Origin of the sequence: Bifidobacterium sp. ESL0728 (genome assembly GCF_029392015.1) — a bacterium.
Lineage (GTDB): Bacteria > Actinomycetota > Actinomycetes > Actinomycetales > Bifidobacteriaceae > Bifidobacterium.
Window position 1 is genome coordinate 1,352,177 of sequence record NZ_CP113925.1, and the last position, 25,692, is coordinate 1,377,868.

The 25,692-nt window shown below is 54.9% G+C and carries 20 protein-coding genes and 1 tRNA gene; 6 read left to right on the top strand and 15 right to left on the bottom strand.

Features of this window, described 5'->3' with window-relative positions:
• Positions 1-48: 48 nt before the first annotated feature.
• The 10 genes from tsaE to OZX67_RS05385 all read right to left on the bottom strand — a co-directional run bounded on the left by tsaE (position 49) and on the right by OZX67_RS05385 (position 14,367).
• Entirely contained in the window at positions 49-645 is a 597-nt protein-coding gene (tsaE, locus tag OZX67_RS05340) for a tRNA (adenosine(37)-N6)-threonylcarbamoyltransferase complex ATPase subunit type 1 TsaE (protein WP_277141558.1), read from the bottom strand.
• Positions 642-1,631 (bottom strand): DNA polymerase III subunit delta, encoded by a 990-nt coding sequence (gene holA / locus OZX67_RS05345; protein ID WP_277141561.1) that lies wholly within the window; start codon positions 1,629-1,631, stop codon positions 642-644. Before holA ends, tsaE begins: the two co-directional genes overlap by 4 nt.
• A 118-nt stretch (positions 1,632-1,749) precedes the next feature.
• Positions 1,750-3,810 carry a ComEC/Rec2 family competence protein gene (locus tag OZX67_RS05350; protein WP_277141563.1) on the bottom strand — a complete coding sequence of 687 codons (2,061 nt, stop codon included), beginning with the start codon at positions 3,808-3,810 and terminating at the stop codon, positions 1,750-1,752.
• A complete protein-coding gene (locus OZX67_RS05355; protein WP_277141565.1) occupies positions 3,810-4,703 on the bottom strand; it encodes a helix-hairpin-helix domain-containing protein in 894 nt (297 codons plus the stop codon). Before OZX67_RS05355 ends, OZX67_RS05350 begins: the two co-directional genes overlap by 1 nt.
• A gap of 369 nt (positions 4,704-5,072) precedes the next feature.
• Positions 5,073-8,051: a leucine--tRNA ligase gene (gene leuS, locus OZX67_RS05360; protein WP_277141566.1), complete on the bottom strand. Its 2,979-nt coding sequence runs from the start codon at positions 8,049-8,051 to the stop codon at positions 5,073-5,075.
• Positions 8,052-8,289: 238 nt separating this feature from the next.
• Positions 8,290-9,234, bottom strand: coding sequence for a transporter substrate-binding domain-containing protein (locus OZX67_RS05365; protein WP_277141568.1), 945 nt, complete (start codon positions 9,232-9,234; stop codon positions 8,290-8,292).
• Between the two features lie 17 nt (positions 9,235-9,251).
• Complete coding sequence (locus OZX67_RS05370; RefSeq protein WP_277141570.1) at positions 9,252-10,220, bottom strand: magnesium transporter CorA family protein; 969 nt, start codon at positions 10,218-10,220, stop codon at positions 9,252-9,254.
• Positions 10,221-10,457: 237 nt separating this feature from the next.
• The gene (locus OZX67_RS05375) at positions 10,458-11,297 is read right to left on the bottom strand and encodes a histidine phosphatase family protein (RefSeq protein ID WP_277141572.1); all 840 of its coding nucleotides are present in this window, start codon (positions 11,295-11,297) and stop codon (positions 10,458-10,460) included.
• Positions 11,298-11,505: 208 nt separating this feature from the next.
• Positions 11,506-12,651, bottom strand: a complete 1,146-nt coding sequence (locus tag OZX67_RS05380; RefSeq protein ID WP_277141575.1) for a YdcF family protein — start codon at positions 12,649-12,651, stop codon at positions 11,506-11,508.
• A gap of 144 nt (positions 12,652-12,795) precedes the next feature.
• Positions 12,796-14,367, bottom strand: coding sequence for a carboxypeptidase (locus tag OZX67_RS05385; protein ID WP_277141577.1), 1,572 nt, complete (start codon positions 14,365-14,367; stop codon positions 12,796-12,798).
• Positions 14,368-14,517: 150 nt separating this feature from the next.
• On the opposite strand from OZX67_RS05385, the gene OZX67_RS05390 reads away from it, so the two are divergent.
• From OZX67_RS05390 to OZX67_RS05400, 3 genes are all read left to right on the top strand, one after another.
• The gene (locus OZX67_RS05390) at positions 14,518-14,640 is read left to right on the top strand and encodes a hypothetical protein (RefSeq protein ID WP_277141579.1); all 123 of its coding nucleotides are present in this window, start codon (positions 14,518-14,520) and stop codon (positions 14,638-14,640) included.
• Positions 14,641-14,883: 243 nt separating this feature from the next.
• A complete protein-coding gene (locus OZX67_RS05395) occupies positions 14,884-15,387 on the top strand; it encodes a hypothetical protein (protein WP_277141581.1) in 504 nt (167 codons plus the stop codon).
• A 986-nt stretch (positions 15,388-16,373) separates the two neighbouring features.
• Positions 16,374-17,573, top strand: a complete 1,200-nt coding sequence (locus tag OZX67_RS05400) for a hypothetical protein (protein WP_277141583.1) — start codon at positions 16,374-16,376, stop codon at positions 17,571-17,573.
• Positions 17,574-18,152: 579 nt separating this feature from the next.
• Here OZX67_RS05400 and OZX67_RS05405 read toward each other — a convergent pair.
• The 5 genes from OZX67_RS05405 to OZX67_RS05425 form a co-directional block, all read right to left on the bottom strand.
• Positions 18,153-19,346 carry a site-specific integrase gene (locus OZX67_RS05405; RefSeq protein ID WP_277141585.1) on the bottom strand — a complete coding sequence of 398 codons (1,194 nt, stop codon included), beginning with the start codon at positions 19,344-19,346 and terminating at the stop codon, positions 18,153-18,155.
• Positions 19,321-19,482 carry a hypothetical protein gene (locus OZX67_RS05410; RefSeq protein ID WP_277141587.1) on the bottom strand — a complete coding sequence of 54 codons (162 nt, stop codon included), beginning with the start codon at positions 19,480-19,482 and terminating at the stop codon, positions 19,321-19,323. The genes OZX67_RS05405 and OZX67_RS05410 overlap by 26 nt, the downstream gene beginning before the upstream one ends.
• Before the next feature lie 202 nt (positions 19,483-19,684).
• Positions 19,685-19,757, bottom strand: a tRNA-Ala gene (locus OZX67_RS05415).
• 268 nt (positions 19,758-20,025) lie between these two features.
• A complete protein-coding gene (locus tag OZX67_RS05420; protein ID WP_277141589.1) occupies positions 20,026-21,369 on the bottom strand; it encodes a hypothetical protein in 1,344 nt (447 codons plus the stop codon).
• A gap of 243 nt (positions 21,370-21,612) precedes the next feature.
• Positions 21,613-22,509: a DMT family transporter gene (locus OZX67_RS05425; RefSeq protein WP_348519621.1), complete on the bottom strand. Its 897-nt coding sequence runs from the start codon at positions 22,507-22,509 to the stop codon at positions 21,613-21,615.
• 586 nt (positions 22,510-23,095) lie between these two features.
• Between OZX67_RS05425 and OZX67_RS05430 the strand changes: the two genes are divergently transcribed.
• The 3 genes from OZX67_RS05430 (at position 23,096) to OZX67_RS05440 (ending at position 25,614) form a co-directional block, all read left to right on the top strand.
• On the top strand, positions 23,096-23,500 hold the full coding sequence (locus tag OZX67_RS05430) for a pyridoxamine 5'-phosphate oxidase family protein (RefSeq protein ID WP_277141594.1): 405 nt from the start codon (positions 23,096-23,098) through the stop codon (positions 23,498-23,500).
• Between the two features lie 109 nt (positions 23,501-23,609).
• Positions 23,610-24,326, top strand: a complete 717-nt coding sequence (locus OZX67_RS05435) for an SOS response-associated peptidase (RefSeq protein ID WP_277141595.1) — start codon at positions 23,610-23,612, stop codon at positions 24,324-24,326.
• Positions 24,327-24,654: 328 nt separating this feature from the next.
• On the top strand, positions 24,655-25,614 hold the full coding sequence (locus OZX67_RS05440) for an aldo/keto reductase (RefSeq protein WP_277141597.1): 960 nt from the start codon (positions 24,655-24,657) through the stop codon (positions 25,612-25,614).
• The last annotated feature ends 78 nt before the right edge of the window (positions 25,615-25,692 follow it).

Genomic DNA, 25,692 nt, shown 5'->3' on the forward strand with positions numbered 1-25,692 from the left:
ATCGATATTTACTCGACCAAATCCGCCGGACGAATCTGCCGGTTTGGTTTATCTTCCAGAGTCCAACCGCCGGCCAAAATCCTTCCAACGCTCGCCAACGGGGACGAACGTTACCGTACGCATGCCGTCACCCGTCAGTTCGGCATCGGGGTTGTTGATTTCTGCGGAAATCGTGGCCTCGTCGATCGGGCGGTCAATGTGCACCTCAAGACGAACCGGTGCGAACGCGGAGGCCATCTGCTCGCCCCATTCCATCAGAATCACGGTGTGCTCGCCGGGATCTTCAAGTTCCTCATCAAGTCCCAGCGATTCCAGCTCGTCAAGGAGCCTGTCGACCGTGTCCTGACCGGGAGCGAAATCGTTGCCGCCAAGCCGGTATGCATCGACATGCACCAGATGCGCCGGGGTGCCGTCGGAGAATCTGCCGTCAAGTTCGCGGGCGATGGTGAATGTTGGGGAAACAATAGGTTCGGTTATATGAAGCCCGGCTCCAAAACCCTGCGCGAACGTGGTCTTACCCGCTCCCAACGGCCCGGAGAGCAACAACACATCACCGCCATGTACGCGAACGGCCACTTTCCTGCCGAGGTTTTGCATATCCTCACCAGTTGGCACATTAACCGAATATGATGATTCATCTTTCATACTGACATTCGTCCTTTACGACTGATCAATTCGATGGAGCGTTCCAGCGCATACATCGGGTCTCCCCCATTGGTCTTGTTCTGCTCGTCGGCCCAGGCCAGCATCTGGATACATCTGGAAAGACCGTCGGATGTCCATCCGCTCAGTTGTCTTGTGGCGTTTCGCAGCACCCAAGGATTGGTCTTCGCCTCGGCCTGGGAAATACTGCCGGAGCGCACTGCTGAAGCTTTGGCCAGTGTTCGAAGTTTCATAGCGAGTGCGCCTACCAGTGCTATTGGATCTGTGCCCTGGGCAACGGCGGCTCGCATATCGATGATGGCTTTCGCGTCGTTTCCTGCGAGCGCCGCATCGGCCACCGCAAATCCGGTGACCTCGGCGTTGCCTGTCAGGTATTGGTTGACGAGATCGAGGCCGATTGGATCGTCGTCGAAATCGAAGCAGAGCTGCTCGCACATGGCTGCGAGTTCCCCGGTCTTCTCCCCCAAGACAGCCACCAACTGCTGCGCGGCAGCAGGGTCGACCCGCCGGTTGCGTCGTTCGAAGCACTGGATGACGAAGTTCAGCTTGGCATCGGCACGCTTGAGATCGGGAATGGCCTTTTTCTCGGCTCCCGCTTTGACAAGCCGGTCGATGATCCTCTTGCCTTTCTGACCGCCATCGTGCTGGGCGATGACCGTTGCGGACGCGTCGGGAGAGTTCTTTGCTGTCAAAGCGCAGTAACTGACCATGGTATCGACCAGTGCGTCGTCGGCGTTCTGGATATGCCGAATGATGACAATTGAGCTGGGGCTCAGCAGGGACGGGCTCACGGCTTCATCGAAGTCGTATTGGCTTGTTTCACTCGCATCGAGTTCGATGATCTCCGCTTCCGGATCGTTCCTCGCAGCTTCATCCCGGCAATCGCGGACCTGTTGCTCGTTGAGGAATTCGTCGCCGCCGATGACCAGCACGAATCGGGTCTGCGGTTTGCTTCGTTTTCCAGCCATCACATTCCTCGATTCGCGGTTTCGCCGACAATATCCATAACGTGTGCAGATCCCCTGCCACCTGTATCCATGATATTCAATGTGCTCTCAGAAGTGGACATACGCCGTGTCACCTGCGTTAGCCGGCCTTCCAAAGACGTTCGAACATTTGTTCGGTTTCCTTGAGCCATATCGTTCCTTTGCTTCTTAGATCCATAAGGCCGCTATCGCTGCCCATCAAAGAGCCTTCGGTATCACGCCTTTTCAGTATTCCGGACAACGCTTTGAAAAGCATTGCTATACCGACTTCGCAAACCACTACCGTCAAGGCCCCAACCATGCCGCCGGCCCATGGGATCGTAGCGGTTTGCGAGCCGCCGATGGTATCCGCACACCACTGCATCACCGACGTTCCACAACTTGACAGCCACACAAAGGCAAAGGCGAGATGCGGCGCTGATGGCGAGAGTATCAGACCCGCCAAGCCGGTGAGCGTCGAGAAATCGACAAACGGCGCCACCACCAGATTTGCCGGGACCGAAAGCAACGGCAATGTCGGGGTCATCAGCACCTGTATCGGCAAGGTGAACAGCTGAGCCGCAATCGTCACAGACATGCCCTCGGCAAGAAATTTCGGGATTATTGCCGAAAGCCGTTGTGCTATGGGCTTTGCACACAGCACAATGCCCAGCACCGAAGCGCAGGAGAGCGCGAATCCATAACTTCTCGACATCGCTGGGTTGATTAGCAGCACGAGAATCGTCGTCCAGCTCAACGCACTGATCGCCTGCGGCCTGCGGCCAGCAAACATGGCCGAAGCGGCGAAGACGCCCATAATCAATGCCCGCATCACCGAGTCCGAGGGGTACATGGCGCTCGCGAGCGCTGCGTAAGCCATCACCGTCAGTATCGCTACAACCTGGCGAGGCAACAGGAAACGGGCGCACCCGGATCGAATCAGACTGCCGATAAGCGCGAAATGCCCGCCGGAGACCGCCATCAGATGCATGATGCCGGAATCCTTGAAATGCATTTCAAGCAGCATGGCGAACGTCGCATTGACAGGCTCACGCCTGCTTGTGCTCGCACCCATGAAATCCTGCCCCAAAAGCCCTATAGTCAGCCCCGGAACCAGCACCCGTCCTTGGTCGGAAAGCCCTTCGGTCACCGAGAAAAATGAACGTTGCATGGAATCCACCAGCCGTTTTGCGGGCGGCGCTCGTTCGACCACACGGGTTTCTGTGTTGTCGTCAATCGTCAGCCAAATCGGCCGCATGCCATAGCGGGCGACCTGCAAAGTGCCAGCTGCTGCTATGGTCTGCCCATCCGAAAGTCGTACGCAAATCGGCTTGTTGGCATATAGGATGATATGCGATCTGCTGGCCTGCGATATACCGTCGTGAACGATGCCGACCAGGTGCGCATTAGCCTGGCAATCGGCCTGCCATGAACTCGCGGCGGTTACCGGCGAGTCAAGACGCACCGTCGCCTCAACCGTGCTTTCACCGTCTCGCGCAAGCGCCATGGCCGGGTCACGATACGCCATGGCATCAGCACCCATCGAAGCGATGAACGCGGCCAGGGCCGAACACACGAGAACAACCACCCATATCGTTCTGTTTCCACGTGATTGACACAGAATCATTGAGATTCCGTTTCTACGTGAATGTGTTTCGTCTTCGGTGTTTCTCCCGCACGCTACAGAGTGCCAAGCCGCTGCCGATACCTTCGGAACCTCGACCGCAATTCCATTGACGGATTTGCGACGGCTGTTGTTTTTCGTGGATTCACAAGGCTCGGACTTGATCGCAGGATATCGAGGCGCCGAATCCCCCGAAAGCGCCTCACTGCGATCGAACCATCGACGAGATAGGACCAGCAGGACGACCATACCGGCCAACAGTAAAAGTAATACGATTATCGAAAAGATGCCCTCATCATTCAACGAACCTCGCAATCGGCCCATAACCCCGCCCAACAAAGCAATCGGTGAAGAAGCGCTGTAGGATCCAACTGCATCATGACCACCTGCGGATGCGCTGCCCTGCTGCCCGGTAAACAGCGCAAACACGGTGTGCGAACCAAGGGCGGCAGCCCACACGCACAGCGCCACCGGCAGCATCCGCCAGTCGTGGCTGCCTTGCTCGTCGCCTTGCTTGCCACAAGAGTCTCCGTCTTGATAGATATCAGCACTTTCCATCAGACCGTCACCTGCCCGCGTATCTTCTCCAGCGTCTTCTGCCCGATTCCCGAAACATTGAGCAGCTGGTCGACGCTGGTAAAACGACCGATTGACGCGCGATATTCGATGATTTTCTGTGCCATCACCGGCCCGACACCCTTGATTTGCTGAAGCTGCGTGCTGTCGGCGTTATTGAGGTTGATGAGATTGCTGTTACTGCCTGAAACACCTGTTGACGCCCCGGTAACTCCGGATTGTGCAGAGGGGTTTGCCGATGTCAATGCACCACTCGTATCGCTATTTTGCCCTGCACCTGAAGCAGATGCCGAAGCGGAAGCGTCAGCACCGCCTTTTTTCGAAGGATTTCCTTGCGCCTTTCCGAAACCTTTCACTTTCGAACCACCCACCACCTCCGAACTGAGCGATGAGGCTTCGGCTTGCTGCTTGTTGTAATTGATCGCCTGCGTCACCAGCATCGTCAGACTCGCGCACAACGCCACCGCCAGCAACAGAATCACCACAACCGCTTGTGCGGGTTTGAACACCAATCTCGGGATGGTTCGTTGTCTGGAAGCCGGTTTGGCACCCGAATCTTCTTTGGAATCCTCTTCTGAAGTGCTTTCTATGACAGAATCGAAATCGTCGATTTGCAAAGTGTGGCCGACGTTTTCAGAGGGTTTTTGGAGCGTATTTTCCAATTTATCTTCTGGCTCGACCAGCCAACGTTCGATGGGCGGCAACGGCGGGAGGCCGACACGCAGGAGGTCTTCGTCAAGACTTTCGCCGTTCCCACGCAATTTAATTTCAGGCGATTCAGTCTGTGGCACGGCTGAGGAATATAGCCTGGTCGTCAAAGCCTGGCTCTCGTCGTGTGTTCCGTGATCAAAATGAATGCGCATACCTTCAAGCATGACTGAACCGAGCACAAAAGTCGAGCCAAAACGACTACTGTGGTCGAATGATAGGGGTTATCCACATTTGAGGCGTGTCGCGCCCTCAAGCGCCGAATCGTCCACATTCATCCACAGCGCTCGGTTGAGGGCTGGGACATACAAGGGCTAAATTCCGCTGCAGCTGAGCGCATAAGCCATCCAAAGCCTTTTCATGTTCCGATTCCTATACTTCGACGTCTCTATATATCGGTAAAGGTTATCTATTCAGAAATGTATCAAATAAGCAAAAGGACACCGGAATATAATCCGATGCCCTTTATTCGTTCACACCGTCAAACGGCCATTCGATTTCAACTCAAATCGCCTATGACGGATATTTGGCTATTTTCACTCCGCCGGAACGATGGAGACGATCTTCGGGGCCTTGACGATGACCTTGCGAGGCTCCTTGCCGCCCAAGCGGTCGGCGACGGACTTCAACGCCATGTCTTTGAGCTCGTCGGGGTCAATCGAAGGGCTGACCTCGAGCTTGGCGCGAACCTTGCCCTTGATCTGCACGACGGCGGTGACGGTGTCCTCGCCAACGTAACGTTCGTCGGCCTTCGGCCACGGCTCATGAGCCAGAGAATCGGCATGACCGAGCTTGCACCAGAGTTCCTCACAGATATGCGGAGCAATCGGCGAAAGCATGAGGATCAGCGGTTCGACGGCTGCGCGCGGCACGGCCTTGAGACCGGTAAGGTGGTTGTTCAGCACGATGAGCTTGGCGATGGAGGTGTTGGGGCGCATATGCTCCATTTCCTCGGTGACCGCTGCGATGGTGTTGTTCAGAAGCTTCAGCGTCTTGGCGTCGGGCTCGGCGTCGGAAACGGTGACCTCGCCGGTATTCTCGTCGACGACGTTGCGCCAGAGGCGCTGCAGGAAGCGCATGCCGCCCACGACGTTGCGGTCGTTCCACGGGCGGGACTCGTCGAGCGGGCCCATGCTCATCTCATAAAGACGGAACGTGTCGGCGCCGTAGCGCGCGTACATGTCGTCGGGGGTGATGATGTTCTTGAGGCTCTTGCCCATCTTGCCGAACTCGCGGTTGGCGTGCTGGCCATGCCACGTGAAGGTCGGTTCGCCGGACTTGTCTGCCGGACCCTCCTCAACTTCGGCGGCAGGCACGTACTGGCCGCGGTCATCGGTGTAGGCATAGGCTTGGATCATGCCCTGGTTAAAGAGCTTGTAGAACGGTTCCGGAGTATCGACGTAGCCCAAGTCGAAGAGGATCTTGTGCCAGAAACGCGAGTAGAGCAGGTGCAGCACCGCGTGTTCGACACCACCGACGTAGAGGTCGACGCCGCCGGTCTTGCCCGATTCCTTGTTGTGGTTCGGGCCCATCCAGTATTCGTATTCCTCCGGATCGACCATGTGCTTGGTGTCGCTCGGATCGATATAACGCATGTAATACCAGCAGGAACCGGCCCAGTTGGGCATGGTGTTGGTGTCGCGGTAATAGGTCTTGGGGCCGTCGCCCAAATCGAGCGTGACCTTCACCCAGTCGGGATTACGGCTCAGCGGCGCCTCGGGGTTGCTTTCGGCGTCCTCTGGGTCGAAGGTCTTCGGGCTGTAGTCCGGCACGTCGGGCAGGTTGATCGGCAGCATGGAGTCCGGCAGCAGGTGCGGCACGCCGTCCTCGCCGTAGACGATCGGGAAGGGTTCGCCCCAGTAGCGCTGGCGGGAGAAGAGCCAGTCGCGTAGACGGTAGCTGACGGTGCCCTCGCCCGCACCAGCGGATTCGAGCCACTTGGTGACCTTTTCGATGGCGTCGTTGACGCGCAGGCCGTTCAGATCCAGCGCGTCGCTCTTGGCTTGCGTATGTTCGGTCGAAGAGTTGATGACAATACCATCGTGCGAGACGAATGGTGCCTTGCCTTCGTAGTCACTCAAATCCTCGCCTGACTTGGGCAAAGGCTTGACGGTGTAGATGACGGGCAGACCGAACTTCATGGCGAAGTCGTAATCGCGCTGATCACCGCCAGGCACGGCCATGATGGCGCCGGTACCGTAGTCCATCAACACATAGTCTGCGGTGAAGAGCGGTAGCTTGTCGCCGGTGATGGGGTTGGTGGCATAGAGGCCGGTGAAGAGGCCCGTTTTCTCGCCGCCCTCATCGACGCGGTCCTGCGCGGTCTTGGATTCGGCCGCGAGCCGATAGGCCTTGATACCCTCGGCAGGCGTGGCATAGCCACCCTTCCAGCTTTCGGGCGTATTCTCCGGCCAAGCGGCGGGAGCATCGGCCAGCAGATCGTGCTCGGGCGAGACCACGGCGAACGTGGTGCCGAACAGTGTATCGGGACGGGTCGTGTAGACTTCCATATCCCGCTCGCCGTTAGGGGTTTCGACCTTGAAGTGCACGGAAGCGCCGTGGGATTCGCCGATCCAGTTGCGCTGCATCAGCTTGACCTTCTGCGGCCAATCGATGATGTCGAGGTCTTCGATCAGGCGGTGGCCATAGGCGGTGATGCGCATGGACCACTGGCGCAGCTCACGCTGGAAGACCGGGAAGTTGCCGCGCTCGGACTTGCCTTCGGCGGTGACCTCCTCGTTGGCGAGCACCGTGCCGAGGCCCGGGCACCAGTTGACCGGGGACTTGGAGATATAGGCGAGACGGAAGTCGTTGAGTACGTCGGCCTGTTCAGCTTCAGTGAGTTGATCCCACGATTTGCCTGTATCTTCAAAGCCGGGAATCGCGCGTTTGCCGCTCTTGAACTGGTCGATAAGCGTATTGATATGACGTGCGGAGCCTTTGCCGCCGTCGGGACGTACGAAATCGGGGTCGTACCAGGCGTCGTAAATACGCGAGAAGATCCATTGCGTCCAACGCATGTAGCCGGGGTCGATGGTGGCGAAGGTACGGCGGTTGTCGAAGCTCAGGCCCATGCGGTGCAGCTGACGGCGCATGTTGGCGATGTTGGCTTCGGTCGTGACGCGCGGGTGCTGGCCGGTCTGCACGGCGTACTGCTCGGCGGGAAGACCGAAGGCGTCATAGCCCATGGCATGCAGCACGTTCTCACCCTTCATACGGTGGTAACGGCTCACAACGTCAGTGGCCAGATAACCCAGCGGATGGCCGACATGCAGCCCCTTGCCGGAAGGGTACGGGAACATGTCCATTGCGAAGTACGGGGTGCGGCCGTCGGCGTGCTTGCCCTTGCCGTCGGTCAGGTCGCCCTTGACGTTCGCGGCCCAGAAAGTACCCTTCTCATCCCAGGTTTTCTGCCATTTTTCCTCGATACCCTGCGCCATCTTGGCGTTGTAACGGTATGCCGGAACACTAGTAATATTGGCGCTCGAATCCGCGCCTTGATCATTGTCGCTCATAATAAGGAATTATCGTGGCTCAACTGGACACGGGCAAGTCGCTTTCCGCAAGTTGGTCATATCGTCATCAAAATAGTGCTTTTCACCTTAGTAAAAGACCAAACCAGTAAAAAAGCATGAAAGCATGCCCGAAAAGGTGCTTTTCACCTCATTTAAAAGCCGAACCAGTGAGAAAAGCATGAAAACCGTTCCGAAAAAACGCTTTTCTCACTGATTGAAGCAAACGTAACACACGTCGCTATTCGACTTGATGGTTCAACGACGAATCGGGAGTATAGCCGATGTCCTTGTGCATGGCTTTTGCGGCCTTCTGCCACGTGCCGTCCTTGACCATATCAGCGAGGATGGTGTTGATCTTGTTGGTGAGCTCGCCGTTGGACGGACGAATCATCACAGCATGACGAACCGGGGAAATCTTCGCAATTGCATTGCTCAGCTTTGAAGCCGAAGCCGAAGCAGAATCCTTATCCCCCAAAACGGTGACATCGTGTTCGACAACGCTGGAAGCAAGCCCGTGCAGAATGGCCGTATCGGCCGCGACGGCGTTCGCTTCACCTACAAGCAACGCGGTGAGGCACTGCGGATAGGTGTCGCGTTCCTGGATTTTCACGGCCGGAATCGCGGCGGCAAGCTCACCACCGTCGGCCGTTCCTTTCACAGTACAGACGTTCCGATCCTTCAATGACGACGTATCGGTGAAATCATGCTGCAACCGTGTCGGCACCATCAGTCCCAACGGATTGGTGAGATACGGCTTGGACGTTCCGAATCGCCGACCGGTGTTGGACGCTGTGACGGCAGGCAACGCCGAAACGACCATATCGGCTTTGGATTCTTCCAACATGTTCACAGCGGAGGAAACGTTCACCGGTTTGAAAACGATCTGCTTGTGCGCGTATCCGAGTTTCTGGGCCACGTAATGGGCCACCTCGATATCGAAACCGGAGTATTTTCCTTCGTGATCGAGGCTGAGACCGGGTTCGTCGTTCGCCACGGCAATCGCGATGGTCGGGCCTTCGGGAACGTTGGCGGAAGGCGGGGTCTGGGTAGGCCCGCACGCCGCAGCCGAGAACAGCAGCCCGGTGCCGCAGACCAGCGCAAGCGCCGATTTGAGGTATCTGCGAACGTTTCCTTTACCTGACGATAGATTCATCTTTTTCGTCTTCAGCCTGGTCAACCGCATTCAAAACCTACTTAAACCTACTTGAAGAGCTTGGAACGGGTCAGCCACCAGGCCACGAGCGCAGTGAGGACAATGGAGATGCCCACAACGATGAAGAAGCCCCAGTGCGAGTTGGTGAACGGCATGCCGAACATGCCGTCCTGGAAGTTCATGCCATACATCGAGAAAATCAGGGTCGGGATCGAGATGATGATGGAGATGATGGTGAAGATCCTCATCACGTTGTTGAGGTTGTTGGAAACAATCGAGGCGGAGGCGTCGGTCATGTTCGCAAGAACGCCGCTGTAGATGTTCGCCATCTCGATTGCCTGTTTGTTTTCGGTGATGACGTCGTCGAGCAGGTCCTCGTCCTCAGGGTACTGCTTGATGTGGGTCAACGAGTTGAGTTTCTCTGTTACGCGCAGTTTCTCCATCACGATTTCGTTGGATTTGAGGCTGGTGGTGAAATAGACCAAGGTTTTGGAAAGTTCCAGCAATTGCAGGATTTCGCGGTTCTGCATCGAGTGCTGAAGTTTGAGCTCCAAATTATCGGAACTGCGGTCGATGATGCGCAGGTAACGCAGGTACATGGTGGCGTTGCGATAAAGAATCTGCAATACAAAACGCGTCTTCATATACGTGTTGAACCCGCGGATGGTGCCTTCCATGAAAGGATGCAACACCGGCGTGTCCTGCATGCAGACGGTGATGATCGTGTGCGCCGCGACGATAATCGCCAGAGGAATGGTCTCGTAGTGGTCGCGCCCGTCTCGCTGCTCGACGGTGGGAATGTCGACGATGATCATGGTGTAATCATCTTCGGAGTCGACGCGCGAACGTTCCTCGTCATCCAACGGGGCACGCAGATCGGCCAGATCCACACCTGTCTGTGAGGAAACGGTGGCAAGCTCGACGTCGGTGGGGTTCGACAAACAGATCCAGGAGCCGTTTTCCAGCTTGTTTATCTGTTCGACCTGTCCGTTGATCGTATTGAACATTCTCAACATGTCTGCCACCCGCCTTTCGCGCCATCCGCTGTACGGTCTTCGCAGGAGACGCCGGCTTGCGCGCCGCGCGTCCTGGCCACCGGAACGTTTGCCTTTACAAGAAAAAGCACAAACGAAAATACCGGATTCCTGCTGTTAACCCAAAATTCAACAATAACCCTTGAGGTGGAACTTTTCGCCGTACTACGCGCATAGCGTTGCACAACGCGTAAAACGGCGTCTGCCGGCTTTTCGCTTTCAGACCGTATCGGTGACGGGCAGCGGTTCCATCAATTTCATTCCCGGGTAGCGCAGCTCCGCCGGCCCGTTGGACCAATCGGCTATCGTCGATATCGCCGGACCGCAGTTGAACTCGGCAAGTGTCCAGTTATAGTTTCCGTCGCCCCGGGCCTGAGGATTGAGCGTCGACCAATAGGCGTTGGGAATGTTGCCAAGTTCGTCGATCTCAGGGTCCATACCCAGCAGGGTCTCGACGGTCGCGGCGATGAACGAGCCATGACTGACCAGCATCAGCGTGGTCGGCGTATCGTCCTGCGCATTCTCATTGAGCAGTTCCAGCACGGCCTCGGCTCCCCTGGCACCGACTTGGGTACGGGATTCGACGCCGTACTTGGCCTCGCCTCCCTGATGCGCACGCCAGGAACGGTAGGCTTCGGCGTCCATCGCCTTGATTTCCGGGCGTGTCTTACCCTCCCATTGTCCGAAACTGCGCTCTCGCAGACGCTTGTCGAGCGTGACCGGAAGACCGAGCATATCAGCAAAAGCGTGGGCCGTCTGAGCGGCACGGAAGAGATCGCTGGAAACCACTTTCATCTTGCGTCTGGCTGCGGGAACCTTCTGATATTCGCTGGTATCGCTTTGTTTCGCCGCCTGCGGGCCGGGCTGTGGCAGAATGTCGGGATTGCCGGCAATGTTGTTGACTTTGGCCCAGTAGTAGCGCTTGGCCAGCTCCAAGCCGGTCTGGTCCACCTGCCACTGGCCAATGATGTCAAGCGGAACATCAACCTGCCCCTGCAAACGATGAACGACGTTGTAGGACGTCCTTCCGTGACGCAACAAAATGACTTCGTCAATCATGCCCTCTCCTTTATCGTTATCCATATCTATCGTCTCGTCACCATTAAGTGCGATGTCTCATTGGTTTTCATTGTGCCGCACCCTGCCGATGAAAGAAACTCCGGCGAATGGTTCCGGTGACGGTCCATCAGTACGTTTGAACGTGTCTGAACGCGTTTGAACGTGCAAACGTAAGGACCTCCAAGACACATTGTGTTCGCAATACATTTTAGCGTACAAAGACCATTCCCGTCACCCACAACACGGCGATGACCGCATACGGCCAGAAATGGGCCTTGCTGATGGCGATGAATTCGCGGATGAAGGCTGTCGGCCAGTAGTAGCTTTTGGTATGGCTTCCGACGCCGTCGGATTTGAGCCCCATCTTGCGGGCATATTCGCTGGCGCGGAACACGTGGTAATCGCTGGTGACCACAGCGACACGATAGGGGCAGGCCATACGGTTTTTCATCCGTTTGACACGCCCGGGCTTGGCCTGCGGAGATGAAGAAGAAACTGATATACCTCGATTATTTTCATCATTGTCGGAAGCTGCAGAATTGTCGACTGAAGCTTGGTTCTGCAGCATAACCGGATCGTTCAAACCGCAACGCCTATCCATAATCACTTTGGAATTGCGCAGGTTCTCCAAGGTTGTAGTGGACCGGTCTTCTTTAATAATCTTGTCGGCCGGCACGCCCCGTTCCTCGATAAGGTAGCGTTTCATCGCCTCGGCTTCGCTGATTTCCTCGTCGGCTCCCTGCCCGCCTGAAACGATGAACAGGCCGTGACTGTGCTGCCGATTCCACAAATCAACGGCTTTGTCGATGCGCCCACGCAGCAACGGGGTAGGCTTCGTTCCCTGCAGGCCGGCACCCAAAATAATGATGTAATCGTATTTGCGGCGTCTCGGCAGTATTCGGTAAATGGTGAAATAGAGCAGCAATGCCGCGAACGTGAAGAAGAACCAGAGACCTTCCAAGGCGATCAGCAAGCCAATGCCCTTGCCCCATCGCGCCGCGTTGAAATAAAAGGTCAGCGGATAAACGGCCACGCACACCATCATGACAAGCGCAAACAGGGCGGGCAGAATGGTGGAAAGCGAAAACCCCTCATGACGCACGACGATCACGGTATTAATCAACAAAAACCCGACGACGACGATTGGCGTGAATACGGCCACCAGCACAATCGGGATGAACGCCCAATCCCGCCAGAAATCAAGCATCAGCGCACTCGAAAGGCACAGCACAAACAGGGCGAGCCACACGGCGTTGCGGAAGCGCCGCGGTTCCTGGACTACAGAGAAAACGAGCAGAAGGCCGAAGAATACGGCAGGCCCATACAACAACGCCAGCTGCCACCAATCAGTCATTGGTCCCCTTCCTTACGTTTATGCGTTTCCTGTGTTTCTGCGTTTTCCGTCCACTGCGTTTCCGGCTTATTCAGACTTCAACCTGGCCGCGCTTACCCTGCTTTTCAGACAACGCAAGCACGGGCGGGATCCGGTTTGGCGCTTTCATGCCTTGCGCTCGTTGATGTCGGCAAGTCCCGCGACATCGCTCGCGTAGAAGCGCGAAAGGTCGCCGGAGAATTTCCTGATGCTTTCCGGTGCAGTGTAAAGCATGTGACCGGCAGGATAGTAGGTGAACGCCACGTTGCCACGCAACGGCTTGGGCAGCGCCATGTGGTCGATGTCGTATTCGGTCTGGTTGAACGGCGTGCACAGGTCGTAGATGCCGTTGCCGATCATAACCTTCAGCGTCGGTTCGTGTGCGATCGCGGCAGCGAGGTCGGGCGTGACCGTCGGGAACGGGATGTGTGCGCCCCATGAGGTCTTGGCGCCTTCAGGCAGCGAGTGCCACCAAGTCCAGCCTTTGCCCGGTTCTGTCGACTCCCAATCGAAATCGGCGAAACCGCGTCGTTCCTCGGTGCCGTCCCAGCCGAGTTCGTCGCGCAAATAGGCGTTGGCGACGCTGGAATAGGCTGGGTCGAGGAAGCTGTCGTCAACGACGAACGTCTCTTCCTGGGCGGTGCGGTCAAGGTCGTAGCCTTTGCTGCGTCCGTCGTAGCGTCCGACGATCATGCCAGTGTCCTCGCCGCCGTTGTGGCGCAGCAGTTCCTTGCGGAATCGCATGTCGAGCACACGCAGGTCGGAATCGTAAACGTATTGTTCACTCAATCCGGTCAGCTCGGCGTAGCGCTTGGCGACGCTGCGTTTGGTGGTCTCGTCGATGGCATCGCCCTGCGCCAAGGCGGTACGAAGCGGGCCGTTGGCGAATTCGCGGGCCGCGTTCAAATGCGTTTCGATATCTACATCCTGGCCGGCCTTGCCGTGGTAGTGCGCAACGGTGGCGTATGTCGGGAAATAACCGACATAGAACTGGTCGGAAGTGTCGAAGGTAAACGCATAATCAAGGATATTGGAAATCAGGACCAAGCCGTTAAGCGCCACGCCGTCCTGCTGAAGTCGATACGACAGCGCCGCCCCGCGCGTGGTGCCGTAGGATTCGCCCAGCACGTATTTCGGCGAGTTCCAGCGGTGGAAGCGGGTCAGGTAGGCGCGGATGAACGCGCTGAATCCTTTGACATCGCCATCGACGGAGAACAGCTCTTTCCTTGCCTTTTCGGCGATCTGTGAGAATCCGGCTCCCGGCGCGTCGATGAAAACGATGTCCGAATACGGCAACATGGTGTATGGATTGTCTTTGAGACCGTAGGGAGCGGCAGGAACCGGGGCTGCATCAGGGATGTCGATACGCTTGGGGCCAAGCGACCCCATCATCAGGAACGTTGAGGACGAGCCGGGGCCGCCGTTGAAGATGAAGGTGACCGGACGCGTGGTGTCGGCTTTGCCGGTTTCGTCAATCAGTTCGAAGGCCACATAGAAATCGCTGGCCGCGGGTTTCACGTCCTTGGTATCGATGGTGATGGTGCCGACGGTCGCCTGATAATGAATGGTCTCGCTATTGAGCTCCATCGCGTGGCTCGTGGTGTGTTCGCCGGTCGGGCGAAGTTTCGGCTCCGTCGGTTTCGCGCTTCCGTTACCTTGTTTGGCTGCGTTTTCCTGTGACATCGCGTCCTCGCTCATATTGCGACTCCTTAGAATAATTGTTCGTCCTGTTTCCAGCCTAACGCAGAGCCGTCTCTTTAAGACACCGTATGGGAATATTCAACACCAAAATCAGTTCGTCCAGTTGTTTTGCAAAATTTTGGGGAAAATGGACGAAGAGGATTCATTATGACTTATGCGGAAAGGCTGAATTCAAAAGCAACGGAATACAACCAAACAGGTATTGATGCCATGGAAGCCGACAGAGAATTTCAAACCCCAAACTGGACAGAGTCGATTTATTTCTCCTGATATTTTTTTGAAATCACCCACTCGATATTAAATCTATCTGTTATCATACTTTCGTTATCGCTAACTGAAAATTACCATTTACGATAATCAGGTTTTAATAAGGCCTCAATTTGGAATATAGCAACGACAATTCTATAGCAACGCTTGCTTCAGACGCGTTGAATGCATCTTAGACAAAGAGTCTTGCCACGTGACTGTATAATTAAATTGCGAATCAATGTAGATAAACTTCAAGGAGCAAAAATGAACGAGAAATTTGTTCTTGTAATCCAAGCAGGACATCAACAAAAAGACGATTCTAATAATGCGAAACCGAATGAAACTATAAAGTATCTATTTAACACTGCTTTCGAAAATGGAGGTAAAGTCACTTTTAAGACAAATGTCCAATTCGGCTTAGTCAAGTTTAAAAAATATAAAACCAAACAGGTGATATTAACCGTTCGAAAGAACGACGGAAGTCATGCAGCACTTATAGGAGATGTGCACTTTGAAAACGGAGAACCACTTGCGGACAAGAATTATTCGCACACTAATCCGATTGTCATACAACATCAGAAAGAGTTCCCGCCTGCTGAAAATTTCAAAACCGAGGAGGCAGCTGGTTGGATAGCTTTAGACAATGTGACACTGGTAGCTAATTTCGATGCCACTGGTTATATTAACGATGAAAATCCTGAAAAATTAAAGAAACTAAGCGACGTCTTGCATACAGGATTCCGGCATGGCTACTTTTACACCATTTAAATCGTGCGATATATTAAGGCAAGTCTAGTGAGTTTTTAAAATTAACAATTTATTTGCTTTTGACTTGCCTCAGAATTCATTCTTCTTTGCAAAGCATTAGTTTTTGAATTTCTTCAGTATTTGTGTACAATTCTTTTTGAATTTACTAAAGAACGACTTGTTCATTCAAAACTGGAACCGAAAAGCTTAATGCGCCAACAAGGAATGACACCCTCCGCTTTTCTGCTTCTTCTACAGCCACTGTAACGGATACAGAACGCGTGACTTTCCCGACTTTCGCACCGACCCCTCCGGGCAGGGACGTAATGTATACGATATCCCAACAATTCATTGGTCAACCTGACACGATTACAGAAATCAAAGGAACACTCCGAAAACCTTATAAACTCGTTGAAAATGGAATAAAAAAACTCCTAGAAAACGCTTGAAAGTCCTGATTGAAAGCCATAGAGATCCCCTATTTTTAAAAATATTCCTTTATTCCCATCGATTATTATCAGTGAGCCGATCCGGTGTAATTTCTTGCGTAGCTCATTGTTGAAATACCCTGAGATGTAATGGCATATTCTGCCATATGCCTACAGAGTTCATAGATTCGGCGTGCGCCCGGGCAGCAGGTCAGCCAGTTCCAGACCGAGTGCCTGTAAGACGGTGAGCATGTTCCTCAGGATGGGATTGGCAGGCGTATTAGGTTCTGCTCACCGCGTTCGAACTTCCAGTAGTTGATGTGGGACAGTCCCTAATCATCAGCCACTCTGTCTTGAGCAAAGCCATTGGATTCGCGTACCCGCTCGATGCTCAGCCCTAGCTCCCTCGCGTAGCCCGCTCATGCATCCTCATAGGCTTTCATAACACCCATGCAACCGCTATATCATGTATACGTGATCATACGTGCATGGCAAAAGTGCGGGTGGACAATATCGCATGACAGCCGGTCTTGTCGTATTGCGAGAATGGACGCAGGAAGAACACAAGGGAGATTCGACGTGAGCGACAACGAAGAGAACAAGACGGGGCCGAAAGACGAAGAAGGCGTCGAGGCTGCGGAAGACAAGGAAACCGTCGAGAATCCGAAGGACATCGAACCGGACAAAACCAGTGACAGCGTGGAAACCGTCGATGATTCCGAGAACACCGAGGATGAAGCCGAACCGAAGAGGAAACATGGCCGGAAGTTTTATATCATGATTGCGGCGATAGCGGCCATCGTGATCGTAGGCGGTTACGGCGGCGTTGCATATGCTTCCAATAACCAATACAATTCGAGCATCTGTTCCTCGAAACAGGCTTCAGAGGCTTTCATCAGCGAATACAACAAGGCACAGAAGCTCGTGAAAGATGTGAAGCTGGAGCAAGTGGCGGATGCGAAGACGCTCACCGCTTTGCAAGGCGAGCTAAAGGCATCCGAGAGGAACACCACCGAGACCCCGACGGTTAGCCCGAACGGCATGTTGGTGTGGGAGACTTCGAGGGCGAAGGGCATTCAGAAGAACTACACGGAAAAGGTCAACACGGAGACCAAGAAGCTTGCCGACCTCGAGGGCAAGGTGACGGGTTCGCGGGTTGACAAGGCGAAGGCTGATTTGAAGGCGTCACTTAAGGCGGCTAACGACCTGTACAATTCGTCGAACGGGCAGGTGGCGGACAATGCGACCCGTGACGCCCTGAAGAAGGTCATCGACGAGGCGACCGGCATGAAGGCCAAGGGTATTAAGCCCTTGACGGATATGCTTTCGAAGCTTGACGCCGCCCAGAAGTCGGTCACCGCTTCCCAAGCCGCAAAGCAGCAGGCCGACGCAGCCGCGCAAGCCGCTGCCCAGTCCGCTCAGGACGCGCAAGCCCAGCAGCAAGCTGCTCAGTCGGGTGGTTCCATGCAGGGTTCCAACGGAGGGTATTCGGCTCCGTCCCGTAATGGTAGTTCCTCACGAGGTGGCAGCAGCCGTTACAGTGCCCCGAGCCGTGGCAATGGTTCCTCAGCCCCGCACCACTATAACGCCCCAGCCCCAAGCCAGTCTTCAGGCGCCCCTCACTACAGTGCCCCGAGTGCTCCTTCTCATTCTTCTCCAGCTCCGTCCAACAACGGCTCCGGCTCCACTTGGGATGGTTCAGGTAGTTTAGGAAATTGGAATACACCTGCAGCTCCGGGTCAGCCTATGAACACTTGGATTCCAATCAATATGGGTTGATTGAATAACTAATAAAGCCTCCTTACATATAGTGAGGAGGCTTTATTATGCCCTTATATCCGCCCGAATCTTTTCAAATATGGGGGCACAGACCATGGATATCCTCTCCCAGGTAGTTTCCCTGTGGCCTAGGGTGTTCCTCGTGTCACACGGCCGAATGTGTGCCTGTTATCGAATGATATTTTCGTCTTGATTAGGGCTTTTGAAATTGTATCGTTCGTATCGTGGTTGGAGTCAATGATGTCGTTTTTGGATAATCTGCCTTCGATGAATAACGTGTGTCCCTCAGGATTTTCATTGTTCAGTCGTCTCTCCATTCAGGTCGTAGTAGCGGCGCGAAACGCCGCAATAACAGACCCAACACTTCAGAAAAAAGACACAGAAGTGCGACACACCGACGACTGCGGATTTGAAAACGGCAAAGGCGCTGCAAACGCTGCGAAGCGCAGATATCAAGACACAGATACAGAAGCGGGGTAAAAGGGTAACACTATCCCTTTTACCCCGTAAGCGGCAGAACGCGAGACCGTCAGACCGGAGCCGTTTCGACGGCTCTGCCGCGCCCGCTACGGCCTCAGGCTACGCGCGGGGCGCTGTGCCCGTGGCCTTCACGGGCTTGCGACGCCATTTCTCCGACTCCAGAGCCTCCAACTCATCCTCAAGCCTCTGTACCCTGTCCCGGGCATCCTGAAGCCGTTTCCTCGCCGTAGCAAGCTCAGTCCTGACAAACTTCGGCGTGCGCTCGGGTGCGACCAACGAATCGAACACCTTATCGGCCAAACGCTTCTCACCACGATCGGCGGCACGCTGGTAGAGCTGTAGACTGATTTCGGCATCTGCATGGCGACCATACTGCTGCACTTTCTTGGGAGTCCCGCCGACCACGGCAGCCGTGGTGATGGCCGTGGCGCGAAGCGTATGGAAATGCAGGTCGGGACGTCCGGCGGCCTTACGCGCCCCGTCGAAGATACCACGAAGCGTATTCGGATTCATGATGCCCCCGCCGCGCGAGGGCACCACCATGGCTTCAGGAGCTTTGTCGCGAAGCTCAGTCATGTGCTGTCTGAGCATCGGCACGAAACCGTCAGGTATGGGCAGGTCGGCGTTGCTGCTCTCCGTTTTGGTTCCCTTCAAACGCAACTCTCCCACGTCTCCCTTGCCACGCGACAAGGAATGGCGCACATGCAACACACCCCGCTTGAAATCGAAGTCGCGCCTCTGCAACGCACATACCTCCGAGATACGCAGGCCGAACACCGCCCCCAGATACACCACGATACGACAGTAATCAGGCATGGCACGGTAGATAAGCTCCAGCTCTTCCTGAGTAGCGGCAGGAATATCCGACTGCTTGGACTTCGGCAGTTTCGGGTTCGGCCTCGTGCAGGGCGATTTTTCCACGATGCCCTCACGCACGGCCTTGGCGAATATCTCCTTCAAGGTTTGGTAGGCATGACGTTGCGAATGGACGCCATCGTTATAGCCGTCCAGCCACACGTTTACATCACCCTCAGTGATATCGGAGAGTTTCATGCCGTCGAAGAAACCGGTCAAATGAGCAACGGCCTCACGCTTCTTGCGCATGGACGCCTCGGTCAGTTGAGAGCCATCGGCGGCACGATAGCTTTCAAGGAATTGGGCGGCATAATCGGAAAACAGCACCTCGTCGCGTTCTAGAAGCCGTTCGCGTTCCTTGGGAGGCAACCACTGCTCATGGTCACGCTGGCAATGCTCAAGATAGTCCTGTTCACCGTCGAGCCAAGCCTGAGCCAACGCCTTCGACCCCAACGGGAACGACTTGCTTAATCTGCTGGCCGGAACCGAAAGGATTGGTGTAGCGGGCGAGCAGCGACACCGCCTCACCCTTCCTGTTCTTCCTGTAGGTAATCGTCCCGAACTCAGAACGCATTGCTTTTCTCCTCGGCATACCGCACCGACCCTTCCGGTCAGGTGCGTAACCTAAATCGTAACCTAAATATACGTTATCCCGACCATTTATGGGTCATACTGACATCATCTTGAAAACCAAGAAAACAGGCGGAAAGCCTTGGAAACACGCCGAAAACGGCATGAAAAAAGGCTTCCGAGGAAACCCTCGAAAGCCTTACCGGTGGAGCTAGGGAGATTCGAACTCCCGACCCCCTCCATGCCATGGAGATGCGCTACCAGCTGCGCCATAGCCCCGGTCTTGATTTAATTATTGCTCCTTGCGAAGCCTTAGATACTTTACAACAAACTCCCCAAATGACCAAACCGGCGTGTCGTTGGAAAGCCTCTAACTACGGCTAAGACAAGACGGCACAAGACTTTTCGTTCGATTATCTTCCTTCAAGAAAACCACTACGCTAATTGAAAATAACGAAACAACCAGGAACGGCACAAGCATAGAAAGGCCGGATTGGAAGCCTCGTTCCGCTCCCGATCCGGCCTTCCTGATGTCAACTCACCATGCTCACTTCTTGGCTCCGGAAGTCGCGCCAGGCGTGCCTGTTCCCGACTGAGAGCCTGAAGAAGTCGATCCGGATTCGTTGCCGCTCGTACCCGTGCTGCCGGAAGTCGAGCCACTCGTGGAACCGGAATCTGTAGAGCCGTTACTGTTACTACCGCCGCTCGTGCCGCTGCTCGATGAATCGGTGGAACCGCTGGAGGAACCGTTCGAATCCGAAGTGGTGCCGCCGGTTGTTCCGGAATTGCTGCTGCCCGAATTGCCGCTGCTTGAATTTCCAGAATTTCCAGAACTGTTGCCGGTTCCTGTGCCGTTGGAGGCCGAACCGCTCTGGGAGCCGGAATCGGAAGTCGTGCCGGAATTGTTTTGATTGGTCGTATCGCTGTTCTTTTGCGTGTCGTTATCGGTTTTCCGGTTGCTGTCAGTCGGCGTATTGCCGGAATCATCCTTCTGTTGTTTCGGGTTCTTGGTGGTCGAATTCGTGACGATATTACGCACCACGTGATCGGTGCCTTCACCCTTGGTCACGAGCGAAATCACGCCAGCAGTGATGCCCACTGCAACCAAAGCACTGACAACGGCGACAACGATTGCCAGCCGCTTGTAGCGCTTCTGCTTGGAAGAATCGAACACACGGATATGGCCGTCGCTCTGCCCCGGGCCGCCCTTGAGCTTTTTGCCGGTACGGGAAACAGCTTTACCCTGCTGTTTCTGACCGACCGGCGGCATCACCGTGGTCTTGCCTGAAGCCACAGGTGTCAAAACCTGGGTGGAATCGTTCTTGGTCTTGTCGCTGCTGTTTTGGACAACGTTTTTATCGCCCTTATCCTTTGTGGCTCCGGCGACGCTTGTATCGCTTCCGTCCCTATCGTTCCCGGCAATATTCTTGCCATCCTGTCCATTTACGGACAACGTTTTGGTCGCGTCATTTTGCTCCGAGCCGGTTCCCATCTTCTCGGTACGTGCCAACGCGGCCAAACTCGGCGAAGTCCCGTCCATACGCAAAACAGGAGTGCCATGGACGCTTTGCACCGCGACCGGATTCGTCAATTGCCCATGATGCTCGGCGTCGGAGCCGATGACCCGTGTTTCATCATCCGAACCGGCGCCAATGGCGGCCTGCTGTGCGGTATCGTCATTCTGCGGCGCGTTCTCCTGGAACTTCTTGCCGGATTCCTTGAGCACATTCTGATAGATCTGTGAGGCGACCGCCGAAACGATGGAACCGACGGCGACACCGATTACCGAACCCGCAATGCCGATTTTTGCTGCCAACAGGAACGAAGTGACCGCAGCTAGCGCACCGGCTATGATCTGCGAGACGGAAATCCCCTTGAAAAAATTCTTCACGATACATAAGACTAACGAACGAAATTGGAAAAACCTGAAAACCGAGCAAAACCTTGCCGAACGCTTACAGGTAGGAAGCTAAATATTACAAAACCCCGGTGACGGCGAACACGAATGTCGAATTATACAAATAATTGTCACTATCGAAAAAGATGTCTGCACCGCTGTTTCACCACTTCAAGAATGGAAACCAAGGAAGAATGATAACCATTCAGGAACTCCGAAAAAGGCAGAGAACTACTACTACTTGCGCCGGTCGTGCACCCAGTCTTCCACCCGACGGAACAGGTTGACGATTATGGAACGGTGCACAATGGACATCAGCACTGCCAGGAAAATCAACGCGAAACCGACCAGGGTCGCAAAGGTCAACGTCGATCCCCAGAAGAGTATGGAGAACAGTTCGGAGAACAGGCTTTCGGTACACATCACCACCGAGGCCGACGATGCCGAGACGTGCGCCAGACCGATGTTCTGCATAAGCTGCGCCAAGGTGGTGGCTCCGATGAACAGATAAAGGAAGCTTATGATGATTTTCGGTTCGAGCCACGAGGCGTTCGGCATGGGCTCGGTGAGGATCGCACCAATCAGGAACAGCACGCAGGCCACGGCGAATTGGACGAAAGTGACCGCGATGGCATTGAATTTCTTGGAATAGACGCCGAGATAGGTCAGGTTGAATGAGAACACGACGGCGCAACCGATGGTCAACCAGTCGCCCAGTGAAGGGGAAAGCGAAAGACCACCGGGTTTCAGTGAAACGAAGCCGACACCGATTAGACAGATCACGCCGGCGATGATGTTGATGTTATGCGGCCTGTTTTTCGTGGCGAACCAAGCGGCGAAAGGTGTAAGCACGCAATAGGAAGCCGTCAGGAACGCGCTTCGTCCGGGGTCGATCGTCAGAAGGCCCTTGGTCTGCAGGACCATGGTGCCCCAGTAGGTGACACCGACGACGAGGGCAGGCACAAGCATCGATTTGTTGAGCGAGCGAATGATGGTTTTATGAAAAAGCAGGAACATGATGAGGCACGCCCCGCCGGTGCGCAACGCCATCAACCATTGCGGTGTGATCGCGGCCATCGCAATCTTGGCGACCAGGTAGCTGCCGCCCCAAAGCATGGCGCAGCACAGCAGCATAAGACGGGCCAAATTGGGCGGGAAATTGCGGGAAAGCCGGCTACGCAAACCTTGGAAACCACGCCGTCCGGTGCCTTTTGACGAAAGATAGGAGGCAAGCGTATGGGCCATGGCCCTCTCCCTCTTGTGCATCTCCTGCATGTCCGAATCCGTATCGTCAGCCATGTCGGGCTTTCTCTTTCAACTTCCGTTTCGGCGAGGGACCCGACAAGCCTGCGCCGACTACGTTTCTCTTCGTATCGTCGCCTGCAGCAAACGTGAGCCACTTCGCGTCAACAGACATTTAAACCACGTATTGTTATCTAAATTAGGTCATTTTCTCGCTGCGACACGCCTAGAAACACAATGAAATTTTGCTCATTCCAACATTTCACGCATTGGTCACATTTTTGTATCGCAGATTTGTGAATTCAGGTAAATACTGCATTTAAAAAGGAGAGTGCAATAGTCCTTTCATAACCGTTTGGCCGCTGTTTCGGTTTGGCGGTATGCGGTGAGCAATGTCACACGCTTTTATCAGTGAACTCGGGCTCAACGACGTAAGATAGAAGCGTATAGAAAGCAGTTCGATTGAAAGGACAGCAATATGGCTACTCTTACCCCGGAAATGAAGGAATTCATCAACAACAATCTTGCCTGGATCGCGACCGTCAGCAAGGAGGGCCAGCTCGATCTCGGCCCGAAGATGTCGATGTTCGTGCTCGACGACAACCACCTCGCCTATCACGAGCGCACTGCCGGCCAGCATTATCGCAATCTTGAGGACGGCAGCCCGCTGGTGATCTGCTTCGCCAACCTGGAGCAGAAGAAGGGCTACCGCTTCCGCGGCAACGTCACCCTCCACTCCGATGACGCCATCTACGACGAGCAGGTCAAGGTCGCCGAGAAGAACGGCACCAAGAAGCCCGCCACCATCCCGGTCCTCGAGATCACCGAGATCCAGGACCTCTCCGCTGGCCCCAAGGCCGGCACCACCATCAGCAAGGACTGAATGATTGCTGGCGATGGCTTGAACCCAATGATTTAAGCCATTGATTAAATGAGGGTCTCCCCTTTTGGAGGCCCTCATTTTGTATGCTTGCTATGTCATGTGTCGTTGATTGGTTAAAGGAACGAAAATGTGTCGTAGGTTCTCACTTGATCTTGACTGGAACGCCGTCGGTCGCCAATTCGAGGTAGCCGATGAAGACATCAAAACCCAGACGCTGCCTGCGCGCACTTTTCGCGTCGAACCAAAACAGACAATCGGAGTCATCGCAGCAGATAACAAAGGCAAACGACACTTGCGCGGCGGAAACTGGTCATTGATACCGTCTTGGAGCGAAACCCCGCAGCTCGCCTACCCCACCTATAACGCGCGTATGGAATCCGCTGCGCGGAAACCCACGTTCAGGGACGCGATGCGTAGCTGCCGAGCAATCATTCCTGCCGCTGGATATTTCGAATTTAAAGGCAAACGGCCGTTCTATTTCCATGCTCCTGAGAACGTGACGCTTGCTATGGCAGGTTTGTATTCGTGGTGGCGGGCAAATGCCGCTTCTGAATGGCGTCTGACGGCTACCGTCGTGACTTGCGAGGCAATCGACGGTCTGGCTGAAATCCACAACCGTATGCCACTGCTCATTGCAGCAAGCATGATTGAAAAATGGCTTGATCCTGAGGTCGAAGGCAACGACATCATCTCGCAAATTCACGATGTAGGACTTGGTATATCAGAAAACCTTTCCTATTATGAGGTGGCTGAACCAAAATCAGGAGAGGACGACCCGGGGTGTATTCGTCCGATCCAGAAAGATGACCCGATTAGCCTCTTTTAAGGCAACTGTCAACGACTCGATACCCACTATCCGAACATCGTCTTTCTTCTCGGATCCGCAACGCTGATATCATCAATGATGTATTTTTTGAATCCCGGGATCCGTCTCTAAACATTGAATAATCCGATTATGTTTCGGCTGCACACAAAGCGTTCGACGACGAACACTCCATTGGCGTTTCGCAGCAAGGGAACTTATCAGCTGTCGGCGTATCCGCTTCTCGACAAGCCAAAAGAAGATACCAATCCCTTGCTCTGCGAGACAATGGGAATGGGGGAAGCTGCCAATCGGCGGCAAATCCTTTGCATAACGAAAGGAATCAACAGTTATGGCAGAAAATCGCATCAACGTCGGGCAAAGCGACCTCAAGGTCTTCCCACTGGTGCTCGGCGGCAACACCTTCGGCTGGACCAGCGACGACAAGACCAGCGACGCCGTGCTCGACAAGTACGTCGACGCCGGCGGCAATTTCGTGGATACGGCCGACGTCTATTCGGCTTGGGTTCCCGGCCATTCGGGCGGCGAATCCGAAATCGTGCTCGGCCGTTGGCTGGCAACCCGCAAAAACCGCAATGACATGGTCATCGCCACCAAGGTGAGCGAACATCCTCAATATCCCGGACTCTCCGCCAAGAACATCGCTGCGGCCGTCGATGAGTCGCTGCTGAGGGTCGGAACCGATTACATCGACCTTTATTACGCGCATTTCGACCATAAGGATACCCCGCTGGAAGAGACCGTCGCCGCCTTCGACAAGCTGGTCAAATCCGGCAAGGTCCGCGCCATCGGCATTTCCAACTTTTCGGCCGACCGCATCGAGGAATGGCTCAAAATCGCCCGCGAGAACGGTTACACGCTGCCCGTCGCCCTCGAACCGCAATACAATCTCGTCTCCCGAGGCAACTACGAGAAGACGCTGGCCCCCGTCGCCAAGCGCGAGCAGCTTTCCGTATTTCCCTACTTCGCTCTGGCTGCGGGATTCCTGACCGGCAAGTACCGTTCGGCCGCGGACGCCGAGGGTAAGGCACGTCAAGGCATGGTCGCTGATTACCTCACGCCCGACGGCTTCGCGCTGATCGATGCGCTCGACAAAGTGGCCAAAGCCCACAACGTCGCCATCGCCACGGTCTCGCTGGCTTGGCTGCGCCATCGTCCGCAGGTCGCCGCACCAATCGTCTCTGCCCGTATCCCGGAGCAACTGCCGGACCTGCTGGCTTCCAGCACACTCACACTGAGCGATGCCGAGGTCGAAGCGCTCAACAAGGCCTCCGAGCCTTTCGCCAAGTAATACAAGACAACATGTCAAAGGTTAAATGTGATTATCTCTGTACTTTTTACGAAATGCAGAGATAATCACATTTTTCAC

Excerpts from the sequence above, each read along its gene's own strand:
- tsaE (WP_277141558.1), bottom strand. The coding sequence starts at position 645 with ATGAAAGATGAATCATCATATTCGGTTAATGTGCCAACTGGTGAGGAT.
- holA (WP_277141561.1), bottom strand. The coding sequence starts at position 1,631 with ATGGCTGGAAAACGAAGCAAACCGCAGACCCGATTCGTGCTGGTCATC.
- OZX67_RS05350 (WP_277141563.1), bottom strand. The coding sequence starts at position 3,810 with ATGGAAAGTGCTGATATCTATCAAGACGGAGACTCTTGTGGCAAGCAA.
- OZX67_RS05355 (WP_277141565.1), bottom strand. The coding sequence starts at position 4,703 with ATGCTTGAAGGTATGCGCATTCATTTTGATCACGGAACACACGACGAG.
- leuS (WP_277141566.1), bottom strand. The coding sequence starts at position 8,051 with ATGAGCGACAATGATCAAGGCGCGGATTCGAGCGCCAATATTACTAGT.
- OZX67_RS05365 (WP_277141568.1), bottom strand. The coding sequence starts at position 9,234 with ATGCGGTTGACCAGGCTGAAGACGAAAAAGATGAATCTATCGTCAGGT.
- OZX67_RS05370 (WP_277141570.1), bottom strand. The coding sequence starts at position 10,220 with ATGTTGAGAATGTTCAATACGATCAACGGACAGGTCGAACAGATAAAC.
- OZX67_RS05375 (WP_277141572.1), bottom strand. The coding sequence starts at position 11,297 with ATGATTGACGAAGTCATTTTGTTGCGTCACGGAAGGACGTCCTACAAC.
- OZX67_RS05380 (WP_277141575.1), bottom strand. The coding sequence starts at position 12,651 with ATGACTGATTGGTGGCAGCTGGCGTTGTTGTATGGGCCTGCCGTATTC.
- OZX67_RS05385 (WP_277141577.1), bottom strand. The coding sequence starts at position 14,367 with ATGAGCGAGGACGCGATGTCACAGGAAAACGCAGCCAAACAAGGTAAC.
- OZX67_RS05390 (WP_277141579.1), top strand. The coding sequence starts at position 14,518 with ATGACTTATGCGGAAAGGCTGAATTCAAAAGCAACGGAATACAACCAA.
- OZX67_RS05395 (WP_277141581.1), top strand. The coding sequence starts at position 14,884 with ATGAACGAGAAATTTGTTCTTGTAATCCAAGCAGGACATCAACAAAAA.
- OZX67_RS05410 (WP_277141587.1), bottom strand. The coding sequence starts at position 19,482 with ATGCGTTCTGAGTTCGGGACGATTACCTACAGGAAGAACAGGAAGGGT.
- OZX67_RS05425 (WP_348519621.1), bottom strand. The coding sequence starts at position 22,509 with ATGCTGCTGTGCTGCGCCATGCTTTGGGGCGGCAGCTACCTGGTCGCC.
- OZX67_RS05430 (WP_277141594.1), top strand. The coding sequence starts at position 23,096 with ATGGCTACTCTTACCCCGGAAATGAAGGAATTCATCAACAACAATCTT.
- OZX67_RS05440 (WP_277141597.1), top strand. The coding sequence starts at position 24,655 with ATGGCAGAAAATCGCATCAACGTCGGGCAAAGCGACCTCAAGGTCTTC.